Origin of the sequence: Thioalkalivibrio sp. HK1, from assembly GCA_000583135.1 — a bacterium.
In the GTDB taxonomy this organism is placed as follows: domain Bacteria; phylum Pseudomonadota; class Gammaproteobacteria; order HK1; family HK1; genus HK1.
The window spans coordinates 24,072-47,727 of the sequence record JFBG01000020.1 but is presented as its reverse complement, the minus strand read 5'-3'; the positions used below and the strand labels follow the sequence as shown (position 1 = coordinate 47,727).

The following is a 23,656-nucleotide window of genomic DNA, read 5'->3' as shown; positions in this document are numbered from 1 at the left end:
AATGGCTCCGGATTCGGCCTGCTGCACCCTGATATCGGCGTCTTTGCCGGTGCCGAAGGAGAGGCAGGAGCGTAGGCGTCATCGGCATTGATCACCGCGATGGCGTCATCGGCCAATCCCTCGATCAGCTCGCCCTTGGCTTGGGCGACGGCATCGAGGCTGCCGAAACCCTCCAAATGCGCCGGAGCGCATTGGGTGATGACGCCGACCGTGGGACGGACCAAGCGCGCAAGGCTTGCGATTTCGCCCGGATGATTCGCGCCGAGCTCCAACACCGCCATCCGCTGCCCCTCGCTCAAAGAGCATAGGGTGAGAGGGACCCCGATCTCGTTGTTGAAGTTGCCGCGGGTGGAACACACCGGACCCACTTCCCGAAAGATCGCCGCCACCATCTCCTTGACGGTGGTCTTGCCGTTGCTGCCGGTGATCGCCACCATCTTGATATCGCGAAAGCGCTCGCGCCAAGCCGAAGCCAGAACTCCCAAGGCCTGCAAGGTGTCGTCCACCCGCAGCAGGGGGAGTCGAGCCCCCGGGAGATCGCGCTCGACCAAGGCCGCCGCCGCTCGACGATCCGCGGCCTGGTCGATGAAATCATGGGCGTCGAAACGCGCACCGGCCAAGGCCACGAACAGGGACTGCGGCAAGGTGGTACGCGAATCGATGCTGATCCCGAGAAATTCCCCATCCAAGGGGATATTCCCGCCGCTTCCGACTCCTGCCGATCGGAGCGAAGCGGCCGCATCGGAAAGGGACATCCGGATCATCTTTTGGCATCCAGCGCCCGATGCGCCTGTTCGAGATCGGAGAAGGGTCGGCGATGTCCGCCTATCTCCTGCCAATTCTCATGACCCTTGCCGGCGATCAGCACCGCATCCCCGGCGTGAGCGCTCTCGATGGCATGGCGGATGGCCAACGCCCGATCCCGCTCGACAATCACCGCCTCGGGGGCTTCGAACCCCCCCAAGATATCGGCGACGATGGCATCGGCGTCCTCGCCTCGAGGGTTGTCATCGCTGACGATCACCCGATCCGCCACCGCTTGGGCCGCCCGCGCCATCTGCGCTCGCTTGCCCCGATCGCGCTCTCCCCCGCAACCGAAAATGCACCACAGGGTCCCCGGCACCGTCGATCGCAAGGCCTTGAGAGCGAATAGCAAGGCCTCGGGAGTGTGGGCGTAATCGATCACCGCCAAGGGCTTGGAACCGCCCCCCAGGGCCTGCATCCTTCCGCTCACCGCACCGGCACCGGTCAACCGGCGGATCACATCCTCGAAGGGGTGTCCGTGGAGGCAGGCGATGGTGATCGCGATCAGCAAGTTATAGGCATTGAAGGCCCCGATCAGTCGGGTATCGAGCCTTCCTCGTCCGAAAGGAGAATCGATCTCGAGGGACAGACCGGGCAGCGCGGACTCGGTGGCGGGGGATCGCAAGGGATCGTCTTGCCGCGGGCTCGATATTCGCCCTCGCACGAGCCGGCTCTTCGGATCCAAGGAGCGGGAATCGTCCAAGGTGATCGCCACGCAATCCATCCTCGGTGCGAGGGTTTCCAATAACTTCGAGCCGTGGGGATCATCTCGATTGATCACCGCATATTCGAGATCCATGATGTCGAAGAGCGATGATTTGGCGCGCGCATAATCCTCCATCGTGCGGTGATAGTCGAGGTGATCCCGGCTCAGGTTGGTGAATGCCGCGGTGCGGATCGACACCCCTTCCAAGCGGCGTTGCTCCAAGGCATGGGAGGAGGCTTCGAGGGCCACGTGGGCAAAACCTCGATCCCGAAAGCGCGCCAATCGCTTTTGGATTTCGATGGTCCCCGGAGTGGTCAGCGGACTGTCCTCGATGCGATCCGGGGTTCCCGAACCCAAGGTACCGAGAAAGGCCCAGCGCTCCCCGCCGCCCAAGGCCGCCAGATAGGCGACGCTGGTCTTGCCATTGGTACCGGTGATCGCCGCCACTTTCAAATGGCGGGATGGATGGTCGTGAAAACGATCCGCGGCATGGCCGATGGCGCCGACGATATCGGCCACCCCCACCACGACCGCCCCCCGATCCCAGCAGGGATTGGCCTGATCGCCCTCGATGACCACCGCCTTGGCTCCGCTTCCGATGGCGTCGGCGACAAAGCGCCGGGCATCGACCCTTCCCCCTCGACGGGCGAAGAACAAGGCACCGGGGATCACTTCGCGACTATCGTCGCAAACTTGGCTGATTCCTCGATCGAAAGCCGGAGGAATCAAGGCATGGCCTTCGAGCAAATACGCAAGGCGGGGAAGATCGGAAGGAGCGGGCTCGGCCGCCGAACCGGGCGTGGCCGCCTCTTGCGATATCCCCCTTCCGACCGCCGAAAAGGTCATCGGGGCCGTCCTTGCAGTCCGATCGGCGGGAGGGCGAGGCGCAAATGCCCCGGCGGATTCGGATCCGATGGCATTCATCGCGAGGCGTTCTCGTTATTCGGATAGCCGCTTCCGACCACGAGGGGATCGAAGGCGGCTTCGATCCCCGCCATCGTCCCCGAGGGCGACTTGGGCGAGGCGGGATCCGGGACATCGGGCGGGATCTTCAAAAAACGCAGGCTCTCGGCGACGATCTCGGAAAAAACCGGGGCCGCGACCCGACCGCCGTAATAGATCCCATCGCTCGGCTCGTCGATGACCACCGCCACCGATAGCAGCGGCGCGCTCATGGGGGCCAGACCTGCGAAAAGGGCGACATGGCTATCGACGTAGCCGCCATCTTCCAATTTGCGAATCGTTCCCGTCTTGCCCCCGATGCGATAACCCTCGACCTGCGCCAATACCGCGGTCCCCCCGGGCTGCACCACCTCCTCGAGCATTCGGCAGATGGCATCGGCGATCGCGGCATCCATGACCCTGGGCGCCGGGGGCACTCCTTGCGTTTTGAGAAAGCGCAAATCGGGCAGCAATCCGCCGTTGCCGAAAATGGCGTAGGCCCGTGCCAACTGCAATAGGGTGACGGAAAGCCCGTAGCCATAAGACAAGGTGACCTGTCGCGCCTCGCCCCACGTGGAGAAATCCGGTAGCGTTCCGTAGGCTTCGCCGGGGAAGCCGCTGCCGGTGGAGGTCGCCAATCCCATCCGATCGAGCCCGCGCCAAAGATCGCGCGGGGCGAGGGAAAGCCCCAGTTTCGCCGCCCCCACATTGCTCGACTTGCGAATGATCCCGGTAACGTCGAGCACCCCGAAATCACGAATATCGCGAATGACATAGCCCCCGACCCGCATGAATCCGGGGCTGGTATTCACCTCGGTATCCGGTTGTACCGAGCCGGAGGCGAGGGCGGCGGCGACCGTGAAGGGTTTGACGGTGGAACCGGGCTCGAAAAGATCCGTGATCGCCCGATTGCGCAGCTTGTGGTTGGAGCGATCGCCGCGTTTATTGGGGTTGTAGGAGGGTTGGTTGACGACGGCCAGCACCTCGCCGCTGTGCACGTTCAACACCACCGCGGAGCCCGCCTTGGCATCGTGTCGACGCACCGCTTCGAGCAAGGAACGATGGGCGACCGCTTGGATACGGCGATCGATGCTCAATGTCAGATCTCGGCCCGGCCAAGCGGGATGGATGCTCTCCACATCCTCGACATTGCGCCCGAGTCGATCCCGAATCACGCGTTTTTTTCCGCTCTCCCCGCTCAATACCTTGTCGAAGGCGAGCTCGATTCCCTCCTGCCCTCGATTGTCGATATCGGTAAAACCGACGACATGAGCCGCGGCTTCGCCCATCGGGTAATAGCGCCGATCCTCGCGTTGCAAGTGAACCCCCAAAACGCCCAGGGCATCGATCTCTTGGGCAAGGGAGGGCTCGACATGACGCCTGAGGTAGACGAATTGACGATCGCCTCGCTCCAAGGCGATATCGTGAATCGTTCCCTTGCTCAACGAGAGCATCTTTTCGATCGCTGTCCACCCCGGGGTTTCGCCTCTTTCATCCAGCTCCTGGGGGTTGATCCACACCGATTGCACCGGGGCGGTGGCGGCAAGGGGCTCGCCGTTGCGATCCAAGAGCATGCCGCGGCGAACGGGAATCGTCGCCACTCGCAGATGGCGAGCGTTCCCCTCCCCTTTGAGGAATTCATGACGGTTGACCTGCAGATCCACCGCCCGCCCGATCAGCCCTCCGGCGCAGGCGAGCGTCATCAGGATCAAAAACCAGCGCCGGGCCCCGAAGCCGGAAGAAGGATGCCCGCTCATCGCACGCTTTCCTTCGGCATGGCGGTCGCGCCCGAGTCATATCCGGTGCGCAAATGACCGGCCTTGGGGATATCGATCGCCGGCAAGGCTTCCGGGGCGATCTCTCGACGCTCGATCGTCACCTGCCTCACCACCCCTGTCGGGGGGCGATAAAGACCCAGCGAATCGGCGGCGATCTTCTCGATGCGTTCCCCGGCGGCCCACGTGCTGTGTTCCAAATGGAGCATGGCCCATTCGATCCGAAGGTGATCGCGGCGCTCCTCCATCCTCTCCAAGGCCACCACCAGAGTTCGCCGCTGATGATGGGTATGCACCACCGCCACCGCACTGGCGACCACCGCCAACAGGGCGATGCCCAAGACCGACGCCCGAACCATCACCGGCGGCGCTCCGCAACTCGCAGCTTCGCGCTGCGGGCGCGATGGTTATTCGCGATCTCTTGGGGGTCCGGGCGACGAAGCGGAGCGATCGACGAAAGCGCTGCACGCCCTCGATCCGCCGAAAGCGCCTGGTCCGACAATGGCAAGCGCCTGGGAAAACCTCGGTCGAGCGGACCTCGCATGGCCCGCTTGACCAAGCGATCTTCCAAAGAATGAAATGTGATGACCACCAACCGGCCGCCCCGGACCAGAAGATCCGGTATCGCGGCGAGGGCCCGTTCGAGCTCACCGATCTCGTCGTTGACATGCATCCTGATGGCTTGGAAGGTGCGGGTAGCGGGATGCTTGCGCATCGCCGGGGTCCTTCTTGGAGAAGAGGGCTTCATCGGCGCGATCCGAGACACCAACGATGCCAGTTGAGACGTGGTCCGCAATTCCCCTTCGGTCTTGCGCTTAGCGACGATGGTGCGAGCGATGCGCTTGGCCGCTCGCTCCTCGCCGAATTCATGCAGCACCTGCGCGATCTCCTTATCCCCGGCCTCGGCAAGCCACTCGGCCGCGGAAAAACCGGCGGCGGGGTTCATACGCATATCCAGCGGGCCATCATGCGAGAAGCCGAAACCCCTTTCGGGATCGTCCAGCTGAGGAGAGGAGACGCCCAAGTCCATCACGATGCCGTCAATCTCGGGTAAAAAACCCGCCTCGGCCACGACCCGGGCGATGGATCCGAAAGGGGCTTGGATGGCTCGCAAACGCGGGTCGCTGCGGGCGATGGCTCGGGCGCATTCCACCGCTTGCGGATCCCGATCGATGGCCAGCAATCGACCATCGGCGCCGATCCGCTCGAGGATGGCTCTTGCATGGCCGCCGCGGCCGAAGGTGCAATCCACATAAATCCCTCCGGCGCGCGGAGCGAGGGCCTCGACCAATTCCCTCGACATGACCGAACGATGCGAGAAAGACAAGGCATCACCGTTCATTCCCCGCCGCTCGCAAGACTTTCAAGGACGAAGGGCGCGGCGATTTCGCGCAAGACGGCGAGCCCGGATTTCGACGAGTGACGAAGGCATCGCGCCGACAAGATATACGGGGCCTTTGATCGAGACGCTGGACATCCAAGTTCGATGATTCGTCGAAGCCATCGTTGTCATCCTTGGTTATCGTTCCGGTGAAATGCTCGATCCTTCCATTTGGCAGGCGCGCCCCGGGTTTCAAAGAGGAAGCGTGCCGAGCAGCGAATGCGCGCTCAACTCCTCTTGGCGCAGATTGCCCGCCTGCTCGGGATCTTCTTGTTCGTCCCGGCGGTATCGATGAAGATTCTCCTCGTCCCATAACTCGAATTTCTTGCCCAGACCGACCATCTGCACCCGTTTTTCCAACCCTGCGTATTGGCGCAGCTCCGCGGCGAGCAAGATGCGCCCTTGGGCATCCAACTCGCAATCGACAGCCCGTCCCACCAAACGCCGCCTGAGTTTTTGACCAACCAGATCACCGATGGGGACATTGTTCAAACTCCCCTCGATCGGCTCCCAAATAGCGAAGGGATAGACCGCGATGCATCGTTGGTATAGATCCACCGTGGTGATGACCTGCCCGCCGGCGGCATCGAGCTGCGCGCGATAGCGAGCCGGGATCGCAATTCGACCCTTGGCGTCCATCGTCAGTGGATATTGGCCACGAAACATCGCTAATCGATCTCCTCGATTTCCACTTTCCCCCACTTCCCTCCATAATACTCCACTTTTATATCTTTATCAATACATCTAATGAATACAAAAAACGATATCGCCTCCGATTTTAGGGCAAAGAAGTGTCAATTGAAAACGCAAAACAACAAAACGAGGGGGTTCCGACACCCTTCCCTACCATCCATGGATTCGAAAGCGGCAAAAATCCCGCCGGATAGACCCGAAAGGCAAAAAATAGATAGGGCTTGTCCGAGAGATTCGAAGAATTCGAAGAATTCGAAGAATTCGAAGAATTCGAAGAATTCGAAGAAATCTCCTTTGGATGAAGATAGAAGTCGCCGTCGACTCTCTCGGATTCGACCTGCTTGCGAGCGGGGATCTCGCATCGAGCGACCGTCGATCGGCGTTCGACGGGCATTCATCTTCGAAGGACCGACCGGCATTGCGCCATGGTCTTCAAAGGATATCGAACGATTCGATCGCACCTCGACTTGGGATGGGATGGGCACCGGGTCGACAGCGATGCCGAGGGCGGGCGGCTCGACCATCCAGGATATCGAGGTCTTGGGACTTGCAAAGGAAATGCTCGGAGGGAATGCTCGGGCGCGGCCTGCGGATCTTCGGATATCCCGACGATATCGCCGATCGGATCCTTAGCGCAACGCTCATCGACAAAAAGGGCGGGAGTCGGCCGATAAGCCGGGTTCTGTCGAGGGCAGCCATTCATCTGCGACGCATGTCACCATACGCCTCTAGCGACCTACCCGGGAGCGATGCGGGCCACACCTTGCCGTTTTCACGGACAGCTCCCCTATTTGGTCTTGCTCCGGGTGGGGTTTACCCTGCCACCGACGTTACCGTCGGCGCGGTGCGCTCTTACCGCACCTTTTCACCCTTACCTTGGATATCGGATCGCCGATACAAGGCGGTTTGTTTTCTGTGGCACTTTCCGTAGGCTTGCGCCCCCCAGGCATTACCTGGCACCCTGCCCTTTGGAGCCCGGACTTTCCTCTGCCTCGATGGATCCGAGGCAGCGACTGCCTGTCCGACTCCCGCCGAGCTGAAGTCTGGCAGATTCGCATTTTCTTGCAAGCCCCGGCTTCGAAGATGCCAAGACGATCGCGCACCCGATGAGCCGAAAAACCGAAATGCAAGATGCAAGATGCAAAGAGATTGAGCGCAAGCGCCCGCCATCTCGTCGCTTTATTCCTCTTTTTTGGCCAGCGAAAGCGCTTGGCGATACAGCGCATTGCGAGGGCCTTTATCCAATCGGGCGGCGACCGCCGCCGCCTGCCGCACCGATATCCCCTCGGCGAGCATCGCCGACAAGAGCGAGGTGACTGCACCATCATCCCCCGCTTGCTCGCTCGATTCGAGGGCGCCTCGCACCACCAATACAATCTCCCCCCGGGCGACGATGCTCTCGCTGCGCACCCGAGACAAGAGGCTGCCCAAGGTCGCGCAATGGACCGACTCGAAGCGCTTGGTCAGCTCCCTGGCGATCGCCGCTTCGCGATCCTCGCCCAGGATCTCGCCCATATCCGACAATGCGCTCGCCAACCGATGAGGCGCCTCGTAAAAAACCATGGTCTTGGTCTCGCGTGCGAAAAGGCGCAGCTCGCGCCGACGCAAGGAGGGGCGGGGCGGAAGAAATCCGGCGAAGACGAAGCGATCCACCGGCAGGCCGGATACGCTCAAAGCGGCGACGAGGGCGCACGGTCCGGGAACGCAGTAAACGCGAAGGTCGCTCTTTCTAGCTTGCCTCAACAGGGTATAACCGGGATCGCTGATCAAGGGGGTCCCGGCATCGCTGACCAAGGCGAACTTCTCTCCGGCGGCGATGCGCGAAAGAATGCGAGGAATTTCCCGATCCTCGTTATGATCATGAAAAGACCGCAAGGGGGTCGAGATCCCGCAATGCGCCAACAAGATCCCGGTCCGGCGGGTATCCTCGGCGAGGATGGTATCCACCTCGGCAAGGGTGGAACGAGCCCTGGGGGATAGATCGGAAAGATTGCCGATCGGAGTGGCGACCACGAAAAGAGCCCCCGGGCTCGGATCCGGCTCATCGTTCATGCGCAAAAACCACCCGGTGATTGGAAAATGGAAGATGGATATGCGAAAAATATCCGGATGTCGAATTTCATCATCGAATCACCGACGAAAGAATCGGCCGATGATCTGCGATGACGATCCCTCTTCTTTGGCCTTCGACGCCCGAAAAACGATCGTCTTTTTGCTTCGATGGGAATCTTGACGCACAATTCCCCCTCACCTCGCTCCTGTGGCTCCCATACCCCGCTCCTCAACCCATCCTCCACCGGATCCGCCTCGATGAGAACTATCCTATCCGCCACCCTTGCCGGCCTCGTTCTTGCCGGCTGCGGCTCGTCCCCGGATCCCAAGCCCGATGATTCGCTGACTTCGGCACCCGATGCGCCGCTCGAAAACCCGGTCGGCATCGAGGAAAGCCCGATCGTATCGGAAGAATCGATCGTCGATGAACCCGAAGTCGATAGCCCGATCATCGAGGGATCGAGGGTCGAAGAAACACTGGCCGAGGAGTCCGGCATCGATCAATCGCTCTTGGAAAGCCCCGGCTTTCAAAGGGCACCGACGACGAATCAATCTTTTTCCTTTCCTTTCCCATCGCCCCCTCGCTCGATGAGCGACGATCGAGAAGAGGAGAAAGCCTCGGCCTTCATGCCTCCGGCCTATCCTTTCACCTCCCATCCGCCCTTCCCCTTTCCTTCGCCGGTCATGCCCTCACCCGAGGCGGAGACGGAAGCGGAGATGGAAGCGGGCATCGAGGTCGAAACCGAAGCCGAAGTCCGAATCGCCACTTCGATCAGCGAAAGAAGTCGCTCGCCGCACCCTCCCATCATCACTTTCAAACCCCCAAAACCCGAGAGCGTCGATACCGTCGATCCCATGGCCCCCGTCGATCTCGCCGGGGTTTCAAAAGCCGTCGATCGAGCCGATCCCGTCGTTGAGGTCGATCCCGTCGATCCGACCTTGGTGCCGAGCGAATATCCCATCGACCCCGATCTCGAACGCGAAATCCGACTCAAAGCGGATGAATATCTCGAGCGGGCGCAAGAAGCGGAAAGAAATCTGGCCAAGAGGTGGCAGCTCGAGGCGATCACCATCCTTTTCGAGAATGGACAACCGGATCGGGCCGCCGAACTCCTCGATCGATTCCGAATCGACGAACCGGAAGAATCGCCACCGGGCTATTCGCTGCTGGCGGCTCGGATCGCCCTGTGGCGCGCAGAGCCCGAGCGGGTGCTCGATATCCTCGCCGTCCCCCCCGAACTCCCCGATGACGGCAGCAACGAGCATGCCCGCAGAAGCTATCGCTTGCTTCGGGCGCGGGCCTTCGAGGATATCGGACAATGGCTGGCGGCGGCCCGCGAGCGCGATGTATTGGATTTCCTGATCGACGATCCGACGCGTCGGGAGGCCAATCGCTCCGCGCTTTGGGATCTGCTCTTCGAACTTCCGCCTGCGGATCGCAAGAAAGCCCGAGCCGGGGCCAGCCCCTCCCTCGACGGTTGGATCCGCTTGGCCGACGCTTGGGCATCGCACCGCCATGCCCCGAACGCCTTGCGTCGAGAACTCACCGCTTGGCTCCGCGATTTCCCCACCCATCCCGCCAAGAACGAAATCGTGGGAATGATGCTGGGCTCGATCCTCACCCCGATCAATCGCCCGACGCATATCGCCCTGCTGCTGCCGCTGCTCGGGGATTTCGCCGAGGCCGGCGGCGCCGTCCGAGACGGATTCCTCGCCGCTTGGTATGCCGATGATCCGAATCGAGAGCGGGCGAGCGTCGAAATTCACGATTCATCGTCGCAAGATATCGCCGCGGTTTATCACCGCGCGGTCGAGAACGGAGCGGACTTCGTGGTCGGCCCTTTGGAAAGGATGAAAGTCGCATCCTTGCTCTGCGAATCCCCCTTGCCGGTCACCACCTTGGCCCTCAACGAAAGCGAAGCACGGCGCGCCCCCGAGGATGAAGACGGAGCGGATCCCTCCCCCGAATGCCCTCGAGACGCGGAAGATCTAAGGCTCTACCACTTCGATCTCGCACCGGGAGCCGAAGCCCGTCAAGTGGCCGAAAGAGCCTATCGGGAGGGATTCGAAAAAGCGGCGGTGCTCGTGCGAGACGGGGAATGGGGGAAGCGCGTCGCTCGCGGATTCATCGATGCTTGGGAAGCGGTCGGGGGCATCGTCGTCGACCGGCGCGCCTTGCCCGCCGATGCCACCTTGGTCGGGGAAACCGTTGCCGAAAGCCTGCAGATCCGGAAAAGCGAAAAGCGGGCGCTGGATATGCGCAAAATACTCGCAACGGAGGAGCTCGGCCACGAGCCGCGCCGCCGCAAGGATATCGACTTCATCTTCATGGCCGATTTTCCTGTCGGAGCGCGCCAGACGAAACCCCAGATCTCCTTCCACCATGCGAGGGATCTGCCGGTCTATTCCACCTCGCATGTCTACGGCGGAGCCCACGATCCGAGCAAGGATATCGATCTGGAAGGCATCGTCTTCGCCGATATGCCTTGGCTGATCGCCCCCATGCAAAAAGATCGGGAACTAAGGCAAACCCTCGACCTCTCGATCGAAAATCGCAAAGTCCAGTTGAATCGACTCTACGCTTTCGGCGCCGATGCCTATCGATTGGCGGTTCGTCTACGCCGGATCGCCGGCAGCGAGGGCGCTTCCTTTCGAGGTCATACCGGCGAACTCTCTTTGGGAAGCGATCGCCGGATCCGGCGATCGCTGTCATGGGCCCGCTTCCAAGACGGGGTTCCGATACAGTGGCCGGAAATCGATCCCGATTCGCTATCCGGTGAGACGATGGATTTGCCTGCGAGCGCGGACGAGACCCCACCCCCGGAGCCGATCCCGGCGCTTGCCCCCGCCGAATCATGAAGACGATCCTTGCCCATCGGATCGGTCGGGCGACGGAGGATTTCGCGGAACGCTGGCTGACAGGAAAAGGTCTCGTTCCAATCGCCCGCAACTATCGATGCCGCCGAGGGGAGATCGATCTCGTCATGCGCGACGAAGAAAGCCTGGTCTTCGTCGAGGTCAGAAGAAGAAGCAATGAATTCTTCGGCGGCGGGGCGGAGAGCGTCGACCATCACAAACAAAAGAGGCTGACGGCCACCGCCGAGCACTATCTGACGAGCCATGAGGTGGGAACGGATATCGCGTGTCGCTTCGATATCCTCGCCATCGACGGCCCGGAGCATGAAGTGCGAGTCGAGTGGATCAAGGATGCATTCGAATTCTGAAAAGTAAAGCGCCGATCTTCGTCATGCGACGCCCACGAAGACGATCGCTTGGCAAATAACCCCCGATGGTCGACATCCGACAACAAGGAGCCCCCCATGAAGTGCCCACGAGCCGTGAGATTTCTGGCCCCGATACTCGTTCTTTATATCCCTTTTCTATTGCAGGGCTGCGCCGCCCCCGTGATTGCGGTCGGCGCCGGCGCCATGATTTCCCAAGATCGTCGAACCGCGGGCACCATCATCGACGATAACTTGATCGAGCATAAAATCCTGACCTTCATCAACGACAGCGAACGATTGCGCGAGCGCACCCACATCGGGGTTGCCGGCTTCAACGGCATCGTACTGCTGACGGGCGAGGTCTTGGACCCCGAATCGCGCGATCGGATCGAGGACTTTGCGCGCGGGGTCAATCGGGTGCGAGGGGTGCATAACGAAATCGTGGTCGATGATCTAAGCGGATTCGGCTCTCGATCCAAAGACGCTTGGCTGACAACCAAAGTCAAGACCGCCTTGTTCAAAGAAAACGTCTCCGGCGACGACACCATCAAACCCACTCAAGTCAAGGTGATCAGCGAACGCGGGGTGATCTATCTGATGGGACTGCTGACCCGGGAAGAGGCGGAAAAAGCTCGGGAGGTTGCGCGACAGCAAAGCGGGGTTCGACGCGTCGTCGAAATCTTCGAATATATCCAGCCCGAGGACGAAGACGCATAAGGGATATCCAAACCGGGCGCATTTTCGATAGCCTGTCATCGATAGTCGATCGTCAACAAGACGATATGGCAGATGTCATATCGTCTTTATCGAATCTATCATCGATAGTATCGATATCATCGAGGGTTATCTATCGTCTTCGAAGCCCTCGTTTTGTCAAAATGACGAGTATGCACTTTCGATAGCAAAGGGTTTTTCGATGGGAACTCTCAGATCTCGGGTATCGGCTATTTGATCACCCTCAGATCGGGGGGTGAGCCGGGGCTCGGTTTCGGCGGGGATTCGGATTGCTCGTTCGGCGGCGATGGTGGCGCATCGCTCGCATCTTCTGGATCGAGGGCATCGGAATTCGCATCGTCCACGTCGGCGGATTCTCCGTTACTTCCGAAAGCCCCATTATCGACCAGCACCGGACCTCGGGTTTTTTCCGCTTTGGAATGAAGGTCTTTGGCTTCGTCGTCGAGCGGGAAACTCATACCGACTCCGTTTTCTCGAGCCACGATGGCCATGATGGCATGGTGCGGGATCGAGATATCCGATGGTCGCCCCCCGAAACGAGCGCTGAACTCCACCCTTTCATTGTCGATCATCAACCGGTGGACCGCGCTATCGGAAATATTGAAGACGATATTGCCGTCCCGCTCGGCGAGGGAGGGGGCCTTCACCCCCTCTCGCTTGGCATCGACGATGATGAGGGGAGTCAGGTGATTGTCGATGATCCATTCGCGAATCGCGCGCACGAGGTAGGGGCGACTCGAGGTCATGGTCGATGTCGGGATTGTTTTCATGCCTCGTTCCGGCAATACGAGATGCCTTTTCTACATGGAAGACTTTCGGCAAGAAGATATCTTCACCGAGAAAAGTCGATACTTCGAATCACGAATCGACGACGATAAGGGGGATCGATAAAGGACTCGGCGAAGCGATCGGTATCCTTGCCGGGTGTTACCAAGGATTCCAATGCGAAAACTAGCCTGCACCGACATAAATCTCGTGCTCCAAATCGGTCATGCTCTGGGGAAAGGCCTCGCGCTGTAAAATCCCGCGGCAATATCTCCACATAATCCTCGCTTCCCCGGGGATGGTGATACCGCAGCGCCCGAGGCGCAAAATGACCGGGGCCAAGAAACAATCCGCCAAAGAAAACTCCTCCGAGATCACATAATCATTGACTTGCTCTTCCAACATCCTCGAGATGACCATTATGTGATCGTATAACGCCTGGCGGGCGGCGTTCTTCGCCGCACTCTTGGCTCTGCCCTCCCCCAACAATCGCCTGACCAAGGGATAGATATCGCGCTCCAAGCGATAACGAAAGAGGCGATTTCTCGCCCGCGATACCGGATCGTTGACCACCAAGGAAGGATGCGGATAACGATCGTCGAGATATTCCATGATGATCTGCGGTTCGAAGATCACCAGATCTTGATCCACCAAAGTGAGGATATCTCCATAGGGATTGAGATGCAGCAGATCCTCGGGTCGATTGCCTTCGTTGATCAAGTGGATATTCGCACCGATGGCTTTTTCGGCGATCACCAATCGCACCGCATGACTCGCCGGATCCGTCGGATGCGAATAAAGAGACATCACGGAGCGTCGGCTAGAAAGCAGTCCTGAATCGATATCTTTCATCAACTCACTCTCGACATCGTTCTTTTATGTCGGTCGACACCGACAAGGAAGCGCCGGCAACGAGAAGCCGGATCCATCTCGTATCACTCGTATGATCGCCGCGCTGTCTGCTCTTCATCGGCGCTTCATCGGCAGCAGGCCAAGGGAATCAGTGCACATCACGCCAATATTCCTTGTAGAGCGCTCTGAGCAGCACGGTAAAGAAGACCAGGAAAAGGACAACCCAAAAGCCGAGTGCTTGGCGTTCCAAACGAGCGGGCTCGCCGACATAAACCAGGAAATTGACCAAATCCCGCATGGCGCTACGATAAATAGAAGGGTCCATCTCTCCGGCCTGCACGACCTTCAAGGTATCGAGGATTTCGACATGGCTTCCATCGGGCATCGTCGCGCTTTTGCGTACGAGGATATCGTCGGCTCTGATTTCCAAGCCGACCGGTTGGATATTCGTGGCTTCGTTCGGAATATCCCCGGGGATATATTCTTGCACCCCCTGTAGCCCTTGGAGGACATGGGGCATCCCGACATCGCCGAACATCACATTATTGACTTTGAAGGGTCGGGATGGATCGGGATCCGAATAGAATGTCACCAAATAGGAATAAAGCCAATCCGCACCCCGAGAGCGGGCGATCAAGGAAAGATCCGGGGGAGCGACCCCGAACCATTTGGCCGCTTTTTCCGGGGGCATCGAGATATTCATCGGCTCGGTGATGCGATCCGATGCGAAAAGAAGATTCTCTTCGGTCTGCTTTGCATCGAGTCCCAGATCCCTTCCCACTCGATCGTAACGCATATAAGAAAGAGAATGACAACCGAGGCAGTAGTTCACATAAAGCTGCGCTCCTCGCTGCAAGGATGGGCTATCCTCGATATCGATCCTGGCTTCGAGCGGTGCCACCCCGCCTGCGGCCCCCAAAACGATGGAAGACCAGCCAAGGCATATCAAAACGGCAAGGAAACGCTTCATCAATTCACCCTTTCCGGTACCGCCCGGGATTCGTTCAAGCGCGTATGCATCGGCAACAAAAGGAATATCGCCGAATATGCAACGGGGATCAACGCGCTTGTCAGGATCAACATCTGCTTGGAGGCATCGAAGCGGATCACATCGGCGATCACCATCAACACCATCACTATGCCGAAGATCGCATAACCAAAGCGGACACTGCGCTCCTTCGAATAAAACCAAAGCACGAAGAAGAAAAGAAAATAAAGTTCGCCCAAGCGCAGTCCCAGTTCGGATTTGAACGGGGTCGGGGGCTCGGTGCCGAGCCAACCCAAAAGGATGAAGGTCACGGCGAAGAGCATCAACGCCCCCTTGAAAAGAAGGGATCGATAGCGAATCGATTTGACCGGATGACGATCCAGCCACGGCAGAACGAAGAAGATCAATGTCGCGGCGAACATCGCGATCACCCCGGTGAGCTTGTCGGGGATGGCCCGCAAAATCGCGTAATAAGGGGTGAAATACCAAACCGGCAGGATATGTTCCGGGGTTTGCAGAGGATTGGCGGGCACGAAATTCGCGCTTTCCAAGAACCATCCTCCGAATTCCGGGGCATAGAACACCACCAACATGAACAGGGTCAGAAAAACCCCCACGCCCCATAGATCCTTGACCGTATAGTAAGGATGGAAGCGCACTCCATCGGCCGGGACTCCCGCTGCATCCTTGTTCTTCTTGATTTCCACTCCATCGGGATTATTCGATCCGACTTCGTGCAACGCCATCAGATGCACCGCCACCAGACCGAGAAGCAGCAGCGGAATCCCGACGACGTGGAGGGAATAAAAACGGCTCAAGGTCGCATCGGAAACGACATAATCGCCTCGAATCCATAGGGCCAAGGCTTCACCGATACCGAAGGGCAAGGCCCCGAAAAGGGAGATGATGACTTGGGCTCCCCAATAGGACATCTGACCCCACGGCAATAGATAACCGAAAAAGGCTTCGGCCATCAGACAAAGGTAGATGAGCATGCCGATGACCCACAGCAGCTCTCTCGGAGCCTTGTATGAGCCATACATCAATGCCCGAAACATATGCAAGTAGATGATGATGAAGAATGCCGAGGCTCCGGTGGAATGCATATAGCGGATCAACCATCCCCACTGCACATCCCGCATGATATATTCGACGGAGCCGAAGGCCAGTGCCGCATCCGGTTTATAGAACATCGCCAGCCAAAGCCCGGTCGCTAGCTGCATGACGAGAACCAGCAGCGCCAAGCCACCGAAGTAATACCAGAAATTGAAATTCTTCGGCGCATAATAGCGAGCCAGATGCTCGTTCCACAGCTTGCTGAGCGGGAAGCGGGCATCGGTCCATGCAAGAAGACCGTTCAACATGGCTCTCATCACGCCGTCTCCTGACCCTGACCGATGACGATGCGGGTATCGTCGATATAGCGATGCGGAGGAACTTCGAGGTTCGTGGGGGCCGGCACCCCTTGATAGACCCGGCCGGCATAATCGAATCTCGATCCATGACAGGGGCAGAAAAATCCACCTTTCCAATCCGCACCCAAGGCCCCCTCGCCTTGCTTCACATGCGACGGAGCACAGCCGAGATGAGTGCAAAGACCGATCAATACGAGAATTTCCGGCTTGATGGAGCGATAACGGTTGCGGGCATAATCAGGCTGCTGGGGCACGATGGAATCCGGATCCCGCATTTGTCCATCGAGGGCCGCCAGCGTGTCGATCGTCTCTTGGGTGCGCCGGACGATCCATACCGGCTTGCCGCGCCATTGAACGGTGATACGCGCCCCGGGCTCGAGTTTCGCGATATCGACATCCACCGGAGCGCCTATCGCCTTGGCTCGTTCGCTCGGCTGCCAAGCGGAGGCGAAGGGCCAGATGGCGAAGGCCGCACCGACCCCTCCGACCACGGTCGCCGCGCCGGTCAGAAAACGCCGCCTCGGATTATCCGTTGCATTGCTCATCGATTGATCACCTGCGTCATTTGCGAAGCGTCAATCGTTCGCAAATCATAAGGATCGAATACCATTTTCATCACCGATGGGGGATTATACAACGTCATGCCGATTTCATGAATCGAAGGGCGACTCCGGCGCCGATATCGATATCGATGATGGGGGCCGAGCACCGCAAGAGGCTTGCGATGGGATCTCGTGAAATCGCTATCGAACCCGAGTGCGAGCGATGCACCGAGCGATATCATGGCATGGGATCGACGCCCGAAGCCATCGGGCATGATCGGTGCCGGCAAGGGATATTTCCTTCAACACTTCGAAGATATCGAGCGAAGAACTCGAAAGAGATATCGAATTTCAAGGCTCGGCGAGCAAGGCCAATGTCGCATACCATGTCTTGGGCATATTTTGCCGGCCGTCCCTTTTTTCCACCGATTCTCGGCAAGGATCGATGAGCGACAACCATCGAAGCGCTCGGCATGAGCGCGAAAAGGACCATGCCCCTTTCGAAGGGCCCGCTCCGTCCGCCCCGGATGGATTTCACCGTCTGCGCTTTGTTTTGGTTTCAGGGCGAGGTGCGGCTTCGGGAAGGCGGGAATATCAGGAATTCGGGGGGTCGATCGCGCGCCAAAAGCCCTTTTTTTTAGAACGAGGGCTGGATCTCGGGGGGTACTTCAACGGTACGCTGAATGCGGATATTTCCCCCAAGCGATTTTCAATCCACCATCCTTTTCTTACCTTGCGTGATATCAAGTGGCATCCCTCGATGCCTGCGGAGCATTTCTCCTTCGCCAAAGCCCTGATCGAGATCGGCGAGACAAGCGTGCAAGGGCTCGTGTACTACCCGCATCCGGAAACCAAGATCGCTTATGTCGATCCCGTGCCGGATACCCTGATAGAGCTCCTCGCCCCGCCGATCGAGGGAGCGCTCGACGGAAAATGCTATGGGCAAAATGGCACGCTCTGGCTGGATCCGAAGGAGATCGGCCTATCACAGTGAACGAAAACGCAGATCGAAGCATGAGCGACGAAGATCGACACCGTCTTCGGATAGGTTCGAACGCGCAAGGTGGTCCCGGGCGAGCGAAATCCACCGATACAAAGACTCGATAAGGCGAATCTCGACGGGGGGAGTCTTCAAGTACCACCATCGCCCCGATACCCGAAAAGGGCGAATATCCACGCATCCTTGGGCGATGCGAGTCCGTCTTTATTTCGATAATTCGACTCGATATTTCGCTTGGAATCTTGGCCTGCATCCCGCCTTGTCGCAAAGGACCGATATCCTAGGTGCGCCCGGTATTCACCCGAGCATCGAACCCGATGCCGCCTTCGGCGAGGATGGAAGATCCGGCGAATGGTTCCCGTTTCGAAGCTCGGCGGATAGGGCATGGGCCGTCAACCCCTCGCCCCTGGCCAATATCGAAGCGATCTCGGAAAGGGACCGGGCAGCGGCAGGAGAGCAGCGGATGATGCTGCTGCATTTTTGGAAATCCCGGGTACCCAAGGGCGAGGAGAAGCGAGCGGTGCGAGCCGTCGGGAGAACATGGTTGGGACCGGCGCAATAATCCCCGAAGGCCTCGGGGGTATGGGAGCCGAGGAAGATCGCCCCCGCATGACGCACCGATTCCAATCGATCGTCGGCATCGGCCACCGCCAACTCCAGATGCTCGGGAGCCAAACGATTGACGAGGGTGATGGCCTCGTCGATATCTCGAACCTCGATCAGGGCTCCATTTTCCGCCAATGCCCGACGAGCGATCTCCGCCCGCTCGAGGGTGGGCAGGATCTCCTCGATCGCATCTTGTACCCGATCGAGAAAAGGACGATCCGGGGAGATCAAAATCGCCCTTGCCTCCTCGTCATGCTCCGCTTGGGATAGAAGATCCATCGCGATCCAATGCGCCGGTACGCCCCCGTCGCTGACGATGACGATCTCCGAGGGACCGGCGATCATGTCGATCCCCGTGGCGCCGAAAACCAAGCGCTTGGCCGTGGCCACGAATCGATTGCCAGGGCCCGTGATTTTGTCCACCGCCGCCAGACTCTCGGTGCCGAAAGCGAGGGCCGCGATCGCCTGGGCTCCACCGATGGTGAGGATCTCCTCCACCCCGGCAACGCGGGCGGCGGCGAGCACCAAGGGATTGACCTCCTTGGCGGGAGCGGGAACCGTCATCACGATCTCCCCTACCCCGGCCACCTTGGCCGGTATCGCATTCATCAATACCGACGATGGATAGCTCGCCTTTCCTCCGGGCACGTAGATCCCCACCCGATCCAAGGGGGTGATCTTCTGGCCGAGGATCGTTCCGTTTTCATCCTCGTAGCGCCAAGACTCCTGATTCTGACGAGCGTGGTAGCGCTCGATACGCTCGGCCGCCGTCGACAACGCCATGCGCTGCTCGTCATCGATCGCGGCCCACGCCGATTCGATGGCCTGCGCGGGGATACGAAGATCAGAGAGGCGCTCGGCCTCGATTCCGTCGAAGCGGCGGGTGAATTCGAGCACCGCGGCGTCGCCCCGGCGGCGAACGGCCTCGATGATCTCGCGCACCGCGCTCTCGGTTTGCGCATCGACGGCCGACTCCCTCGCCAACAAAGCCTCGAAGGCGCCGAGGAAATCGGCATCGCAAGAACGAAGACGCGATGGCATGGTTTTCATGGCGATGCTTGTTCGATGGGGGATCGGTATTCGAGAGCATCGTCGTTCGCAGCAGGCACCGCCACGGCCCGGGCAATTCCCTCGACGATATCCTCCACCTGCCGCCGGCGGAATTTCATCGCCGCCTTGTTGACGATCAAACGCGAGGTGATCGAGGCGATGACCTCGCGCACCTCGAGGCCGTTGGCGGCCAGGGTCTTGCCGCTTTCCACGAGATCGACGATGCCGTCGGCAAGACCCGCCGCCGGGGCGATCTCCATCGATCCGTAAAGGCGAATGATCTCCGCTTGCACTCCGCGTTCGGCGAAGAAGCGGCGGGTGGTCCGGATATATTTCGTCGCCACCCGAGGCATCGCCAATCGGGATCGGGAGAAGGACGAGACGGCCTCGATGGGCTCGGCGAAGACCAATCGACAACGGGCGATCTCGAGATCCACGGGCTCGTAATAACCGGCCCCGTCGCGCTCCAAGAGGACATCCTTTCCGGTAACTCCGAGATCCGCCGCTCCATGCTCGACGAAGGTCGGCACATCTTGGGCGCGCAAGACCAATATTCGCACCCCGGGGTGCGAGGTGGCGATCGAGAGGCGACGGCTTCGCTCCGGATCCTCGAGGAGATGGATATCGGCGCGGGCCAGCAAAGAGACCGCCTCTTTGCAAATTCGGCCTTTGGATAGGGCGATGGTCAGCATATTCGAAAGAGCGCCCCTCGGTCGGTCAGTGCCTTGAAAATACGAACCTCGAACACCCCAGGAGCGCCTCAATCGGGGAAACGCCGGATACAGGCTCCGAGCTTGGCGAGTTTTTCCTCGATACTCTCGTAGCCGCGATCGATATGGTAGATGCGATCGACCACCGTCTCCCCCTTGGCGACCAGACCGGCCAAGACCAAACTGGCCGATGCCCGCAAATCGGTAGCCATCACCGGGGCCGCCGCCAGTCGCTCCACCCCCCGGGTCACCACCGTATTGCCCTCCAACTGAATATCGGCGCCCAATCTTTGGAGTTCTTGCACATGCATGAAGCGGTTTTCGAAAACCGTTTCCGAGATCGTCGCCGTGCCTTCGGCAACCGCATTGAGCACCGTGAACTGGGCTTGCATGTCGGTGGGGAAAGCGGGATAGGGGGAGGTCCGGATATTGATGGCGCGAGGACGGTGGCCATGCATATCCAGGTCGATCCAATCGTCGCCGATCTCGATCTCCGCCCCGGCTTCGCGCAGCTTCTCGATCACCGCATCCAAGGTCTCGGGGCGGGTGGATCGGATGCATACCCGCCCTCCGGTGATCGCCGCCGCCACCAGATAAGTCCCGCTCTCGATGCGATCCGGCAAAACGTCATAGCGGGTTCCCGCAAGGGCATCGACCCCTTCGATGGTGATCGTATCGCTGCCCGCTCCCTCGATCTTCGCTCCCATCGAATTCAGGCAATTCGCCAGATCGACGACCTCCGGCTCCCGGGCGGCGTTCTCGATACGGGTCTGCCCATCGGCGAGCGTTGCGGCCATCATCAGATTCTCGGTGCCGGTCACCGTCACCAGATCCATGACCAAATGCGCCCCTTTCAGGCGCTTCGCCTTGGCGCGGATATAGCCGCCCTCGATATGGATATCCGCCCCCATCTTGCTCAGCCCCTCGATATGCAGATTGACCGGACGAGAGCCGATCGCGCATCCCCCGGGGAGGGATACCACGGCCTCGCCGTATCGGGCGAGCATCGGACCGAGGACCAGGATGGAGGCTCGCATCGATTTGACGAGCTCGTAAGGGGCGAATAGATGGCGAATATTCGAGCAGTCCACCTCGATATTCATATGCTCGTCGACCATCAGCTCCACGCCCATGCGCCCGAGCAGCTCCATGGTCGTGGTGATATCGTTCAAGTGGGGAATATTCCCGACCCTCGCCGGGCTATCGGCAAGCAAGGTGGCGGCCAGTATCGGCAAGGCGGCATTCTTGGCCCCGGATATATGCACTTCCCCCTCGAGGGGGATGCCGCCGGTGATGCTCAGCTTATCCATTCGCCGATCTTCTTTTCGAACGACGACTCAGGCACCGTCGCCGGAGCCGAGGTCGCGCCACTTATCGGGGGTCAGGGTGCGCAGTGCAAGGGCATGCAAGCGCTCGTCATCGAAGCGGCTTCCCAATGTCCGATAGACCATTCGATGTCGGCGCACCATCGGCTTGCCCTCGAAGGCGGCACTGACGACCACCGCATCGAAATGACGGCCGTCACCGCTGACCTTGACATGGATGCAATCAAGCCCCTGTCGAATCAACTCCTCGATCTCATGGGGTTCCACGTCCGACTCCTCATCCATCGAATCCGAAATGAAAAGCGCATCTCCCCGCCCAAGTTGCGGTCGGGATCGATGAGCATCGAAAAAAACACCGATACGAATCGGGCTCAAGCGCCGCAGGATCGGGCCATGATTTCCTTTTCGATCCGCTGATTGAGCCCGTCGATACCGGTTTTTCGGATCTCCGACCTAAAGGACGAGCGATAGGCCAATACGATGCTCACTCCGGAAACGAGAACATCGTCGACCAACCACTCCTGCCCCGTATCTCGCATGCTGTACATGACATCGACGGGGGCGCTTTCATCCAAAGATTCGATCGTCGTGGAAATGCGAACCCCGTTTTCATCCGCTGCGGATTCGATACCTCGAACGATCACCTCCTGATTGCGAAAACGCTCGATGACCGAGGCATAGGCACAGACCAACAGGCTTTGGAAGTTGACGAGAAAACGCCCCTTGGGATCATCGGGGAAGGTCTTCCACTGTTTTCCGAGAAGCCTCCCCGCCATCCCCTCGGTATCGAATATCGGGGCGATGTATTCGCTGACGACCGATCGATGGCAATCGGATCGCCCCTGCTCGTCGCAGGAAGTCAGCGCCCTTCGAACATCGAGGGTGGTTTCCTTGACCAGCTGCGCCGCCGGATGTCCGATATCGGCCGCCACTCGATTCGCTCCCCCGATCGCCCCCAACAGCAGCAGCATCGATATCATACGAATCCACGGCTTCGGCCCTCGCCGGCGCAAGGATGGGCGATGGTGGTTTTCAATTGATCGCATCGTCGTTCTTCGCTCGCTCGGATCGAGACCGGAACTCCCCTTTTTCGTCCCGAGCCCGGGGCACTGTCGTGTCTTGCATCAAAAGCCGCTATCTCGAAGGGTATCGACATCGGCATTCGCCCCTTCCTTGGCCACCGGCATCAAATCCGCTTTCTGTACGCCAAGACGCAAGGCGATCATGCTCGCCACATAAATCGATGAATAGGTACCGATCAGGACCCCGACGATCAGAGCGGTCGCGAAACCATGGATCAACTCGCCCCCGAGAAAAAACAAGGCGATCAATACCAGCAAGGTAGTGAGCGAGGTCATCAGGGTGCGGGCGAGGGTCTGATTCAACGAGGTGTTGATGATGGTTCGGGATGTGCCGCGCCGCATCCGGCGGAAATTCTCGCGGATGCGATCGAAAACCACGATGGTATCGTTGAGCGAATACCCGATCACCGCAAGGACGGCGGCGAGGACCGTGAGATCGAATTCCAAACCCAGCAGGGAGAAAAAGCCCAAGGTGATGATGACATCGTGAAAGAGCGCCGCCACCGCCCCGGCCGAGAATTTCCATTCGAAACGGAACATCACGTAGATGAAGATCGCCGCCAGAGCGATCAGCATCGCAAGCCCGCCTTGCTCGGTGAGCTCCTCGCCGACTTGGGGTCCCACGAACTCGACCCGACGCATCTCGACTTCGAGATCGCCGGCGCGAAGGGCGTCGAGAATGCGATCGCTGAGTTGGGATTGCTCCACATCCTCCTTGGGGGCGATGCGCACCAAGACATCCTTGGCGGTACCGAAATGCTGCACCACCGCGCCTTCGAATCCCGCCTCGTCCAGCGAAGCCCTCACCGGTTCGAGATCGACGGCCTGCGAATAACCGACTTCGACGAGGGTTCCACCGGTGAAATCGATGCCGAAAACCAAGCCCCGTACCGCCAGCGAGGCGATCGAGACCACCAGCAGCACGGTCGATATCAAGCCGGTGGCTCGACGCCATTTGAGGAAGTCGATCTCCCCTTTCAATCTTGATTCGAACATCGTTACCTCGTCC

General features: G+C 59.5%; 22 protein-coding genes and 1 other RNA gene. 4 read left to right on the top strand and 19 right to left on the bottom strand.

The annotated features are described in order from the left end of the window. From BF99_RS0107445 to rsmI, 8 genes are all read right to left on the bottom strand, one after another. The coding region (locus BF99_RS0107445; RefSeq protein ID WP_231471336.1) for a UDP-N-acetylmuramoyl-tripeptide--D-alanyl-D-alanine ligase at positions 1–755 on the bottom strand (755 nt) is incomplete at its 3' end. A gap of 5 nt (positions 756–760) precedes the next feature. Beyond that, entirely contained in the window at positions 761–2,356 is a 1,596-nt protein-coding gene (locus BF99_RS0107440; protein ID WP_197019072.1) for a UDP-N-acetylmuramoyl-L-alanyl-D-glutamate--2,6-diaminopimelate ligase, read from the bottom strand. A gap of 74 nt (positions 2,357–2,430) precedes the next feature. Continuing rightward, positions 2,431–4,209 carry a peptidoglycan D,D-transpeptidase FtsI family protein gene (locus BF99_RS0107435; RefSeq protein WP_025770373.1) on the bottom strand — a complete coding sequence of 593 codons (1,779 nt, stop codon included), beginning with the start codon at positions 4,207–4,209 and terminating at the stop codon, positions 2,431–2,433. Further along, a complete protein-coding gene (gene ftsL, locus BF99_RS20400) occupies positions 4,206–4,586 on the bottom strand; it encodes a cell division protein FtsL (RefSeq protein WP_025770372.1) in 381 nt (126 codons plus the stop codon). Before ftsL ends, BF99_RS0107435 begins: the two co-directional genes overlap by 4 nt. After that, positions 4,586–5,569, bottom strand: coding sequence for a 16S rRNA (cytosine(1402)-N(4))-methyltransferase RsmH (gene rsmH / locus BF99_RS0107425; protein ID WP_025770371.1), 984 nt, complete (start codon positions 5,567–5,569; stop codon positions 4,586–4,588). The genes ftsL and rsmH overlap by 1 nt, the downstream gene beginning before the upstream one ends. Positions 5,570–5,800: 231 nt before the next feature. After that, the gene (gene mraZ, locus BF99_RS0107415; protein ID WP_025770369.1) at positions 5,801–6,274 is read right to left on the bottom strand and encodes a division/cell wall cluster transcriptional repressor MraZ; all 474 of its coding nucleotides are present in this window, start codon (positions 6,272–6,274) and stop codon (positions 5,801–5,803) included. A gap of 682 nt (positions 6,275–6,956) precedes the next feature. Further along, an RNA gene (gene rnpB / locus BF99_RS21900) (RNase P RNA component class A) lies at positions 6,957–7,330 on the bottom strand. 150 nt (positions 7,331–7,480) lie between these two features. Beyond that, entirely contained in the window at positions 7,481–8,353 is an 873-nt protein-coding gene (gene rsmI / locus BF99_RS0107400) for a 16S rRNA (cytidine(1402)-2'-O)-methyltransferase (protein WP_025770366.1), read from the bottom strand. Positions 8,354–8,611: 258 nt separating this feature from the next. Here rsmI and BF99_RS0107385 point away from each other — a divergent pair, with 258 nt between their 5' ends. The 3 genes from BF99_RS0107385 (at position 8,612) to BF99_RS0107375 (ending at position 12,294) form a co-directional block, all read left to right on the top strand. Continuing rightward, positions 8,612–11,212: a penicillin-binding protein activator gene (locus tag BF99_RS0107385; protein ID WP_197019071.1), complete on the top strand. Its 2,601-nt coding sequence runs from the start codon at positions 8,612–8,614 to the stop codon at positions 11,210–11,212. Then, positions 11,209–11,577 carry a YraN family protein gene (locus tag BF99_RS0107380; RefSeq protein ID WP_025770364.1) on the top strand — a complete coding sequence of 123 codons (369 nt, stop codon included), beginning with the start codon at positions 11,209–11,211 and terminating at the stop codon, positions 11,575–11,577. The genes BF99_RS0107385 and BF99_RS0107380 overlap by 4 nt, the downstream gene beginning before the upstream one ends. Before the next feature lie 96 nt (positions 11,578–11,673). Next, positions 11,674–12,294: a BON domain-containing protein gene (locus tag BF99_RS0107375; RefSeq protein WP_081759155.1), complete on the top strand. Its 621-nt coding sequence runs from the start codon at positions 11,674–11,676 to the stop codon at positions 12,292–12,294. A gap of 227 nt (positions 12,295–12,521) precedes the next feature. Here BF99_RS0107375 and BF99_RS0107370 read toward each other — a convergent pair whose 3' ends face one another. The 5 genes from BF99_RS0107370 to petA form a co-directional block, all read right to left on the bottom strand. After that, a complete protein-coding gene (locus BF99_RS0107370) occupies positions 12,522–13,082 on the bottom strand; it encodes a ClpXP protease specificity-enhancing factor (protein ID WP_081759154.1) in 561 nt (186 codons plus the stop codon). A 181-nt stretch (positions 13,083–13,263) separates the two neighbouring features. Continuing rightward, a complete protein-coding gene (locus tag BF99_RS0107360) occupies positions 13,264–13,929 on the bottom strand; it encodes a glutathione S-transferase N-terminal domain-containing protein (protein ID WP_038097645.1) in 666 nt (221 codons plus the stop codon). A 148-nt stretch (positions 13,930–14,077) separates the two neighbouring features. Continuing rightward, entirely contained in the window at positions 14,078–14,899 is an 822-nt protein-coding gene (locus tag BF99_RS0107355) for a cytochrome c1 (RefSeq protein ID WP_025770360.1), read from the bottom strand. Continuing rightward, complete coding sequence (locus BF99_RS0107350) at positions 14,899–16,290, bottom strand: cytochrome b (protein WP_025770359.1); 1,392 nt, start codon at positions 16,288–16,290, stop codon at positions 14,899–14,901. The genes BF99_RS0107355 and BF99_RS0107350 overlap by 1 nt, the downstream gene beginning before the upstream one ends. Continuing rightward, on the bottom strand, positions 16,290–16,877 hold the full coding sequence (gene petA, locus BF99_RS0107345; RefSeq protein WP_025770358.1) for a ubiquinol-cytochrome c reductase iron-sulfur subunit: 588 nt from the start codon (positions 16,875–16,877) through the stop codon (positions 16,290–16,292). The genes BF99_RS0107350 and petA overlap by 1 nt, the downstream gene beginning before the upstream one ends. Before the next feature lie 442 nt (positions 16,878–17,319). Here petA and BF99_RS21895 point away from each other — a divergent pair, with 442 nt between their 5' ends. Beyond that, positions 17,320–17,868 carry a hypothetical protein gene (locus BF99_RS21895; protein ID WP_156013212.1) on the top strand — a complete coding sequence of 183 codons (549 nt, stop codon included), beginning with the start codon at positions 17,320–17,322 and terminating at the stop codon, positions 17,866–17,868. Between the two features lie 303 nt (positions 17,869–18,171). Here the strand turns inward: BF99_RS21895 and hisD are convergent, their stop codons facing one another. The 6 genes from hisD to secF form a co-directional block, all read right to left on the bottom strand. Beyond that, positions 18,172–19,521 (bottom strand): histidinol dehydrogenase, encoded by a 1,350-nt coding sequence (gene hisD, locus BF99_RS0107325; RefSeq protein ID WP_197019070.1) that lies wholly within the window; start codon positions 19,519–19,521, stop codon positions 18,172–18,174. A gap of 5 nt (positions 19,522–19,526) precedes the next feature. After that, positions 19,527–20,222: an ATP phosphoribosyltransferase gene (gene hisG / locus BF99_RS0107320; protein WP_025770353.1), complete on the bottom strand. Its 696-nt coding sequence runs from the start codon at positions 20,220–20,222 to the stop codon at positions 19,527–19,529. A 68-nt stretch (positions 20,223–20,290) separates the two neighbouring features. Beyond that, positions 20,291–21,550, bottom strand: a complete 1,260-nt coding sequence (murA, locus tag BF99_RS0107315) for a UDP-N-acetylglucosamine 1-carboxyvinyltransferase (RefSeq protein ID WP_025770352.1) — start codon at positions 21,548–21,550, stop codon at positions 20,291–20,293. A gap of 27 nt (positions 21,551–21,577) precedes the next feature. Continuing rightward, a complete protein-coding gene (locus BF99_RS0107310) occupies positions 21,578–21,832 on the bottom strand; it encodes a BolA family protein (protein ID WP_025770351.1) in 255 nt (84 codons plus the stop codon). Between the two features lie 104 nt (positions 21,833–21,936). After that, positions 21,937–22,611, bottom strand: a complete 675-nt coding sequence (locus BF99_RS0107305; protein ID WP_081759152.1) for an MlaC/ttg2D family ABC transporter substrate-binding protein — start codon at positions 22,609–22,611, stop codon at positions 21,937–21,939. 78 nt (positions 22,612–22,689) lie between these two features. Next, entirely contained in the window at positions 22,690–23,643 is a 954-nt protein-coding gene (gene secF, locus BF99_RS0107295; RefSeq protein WP_025770349.1) for a protein translocase subunit SecF, read from the bottom strand. Positions 23,644–23,656 lie beyond the last annotated feature (13 nt).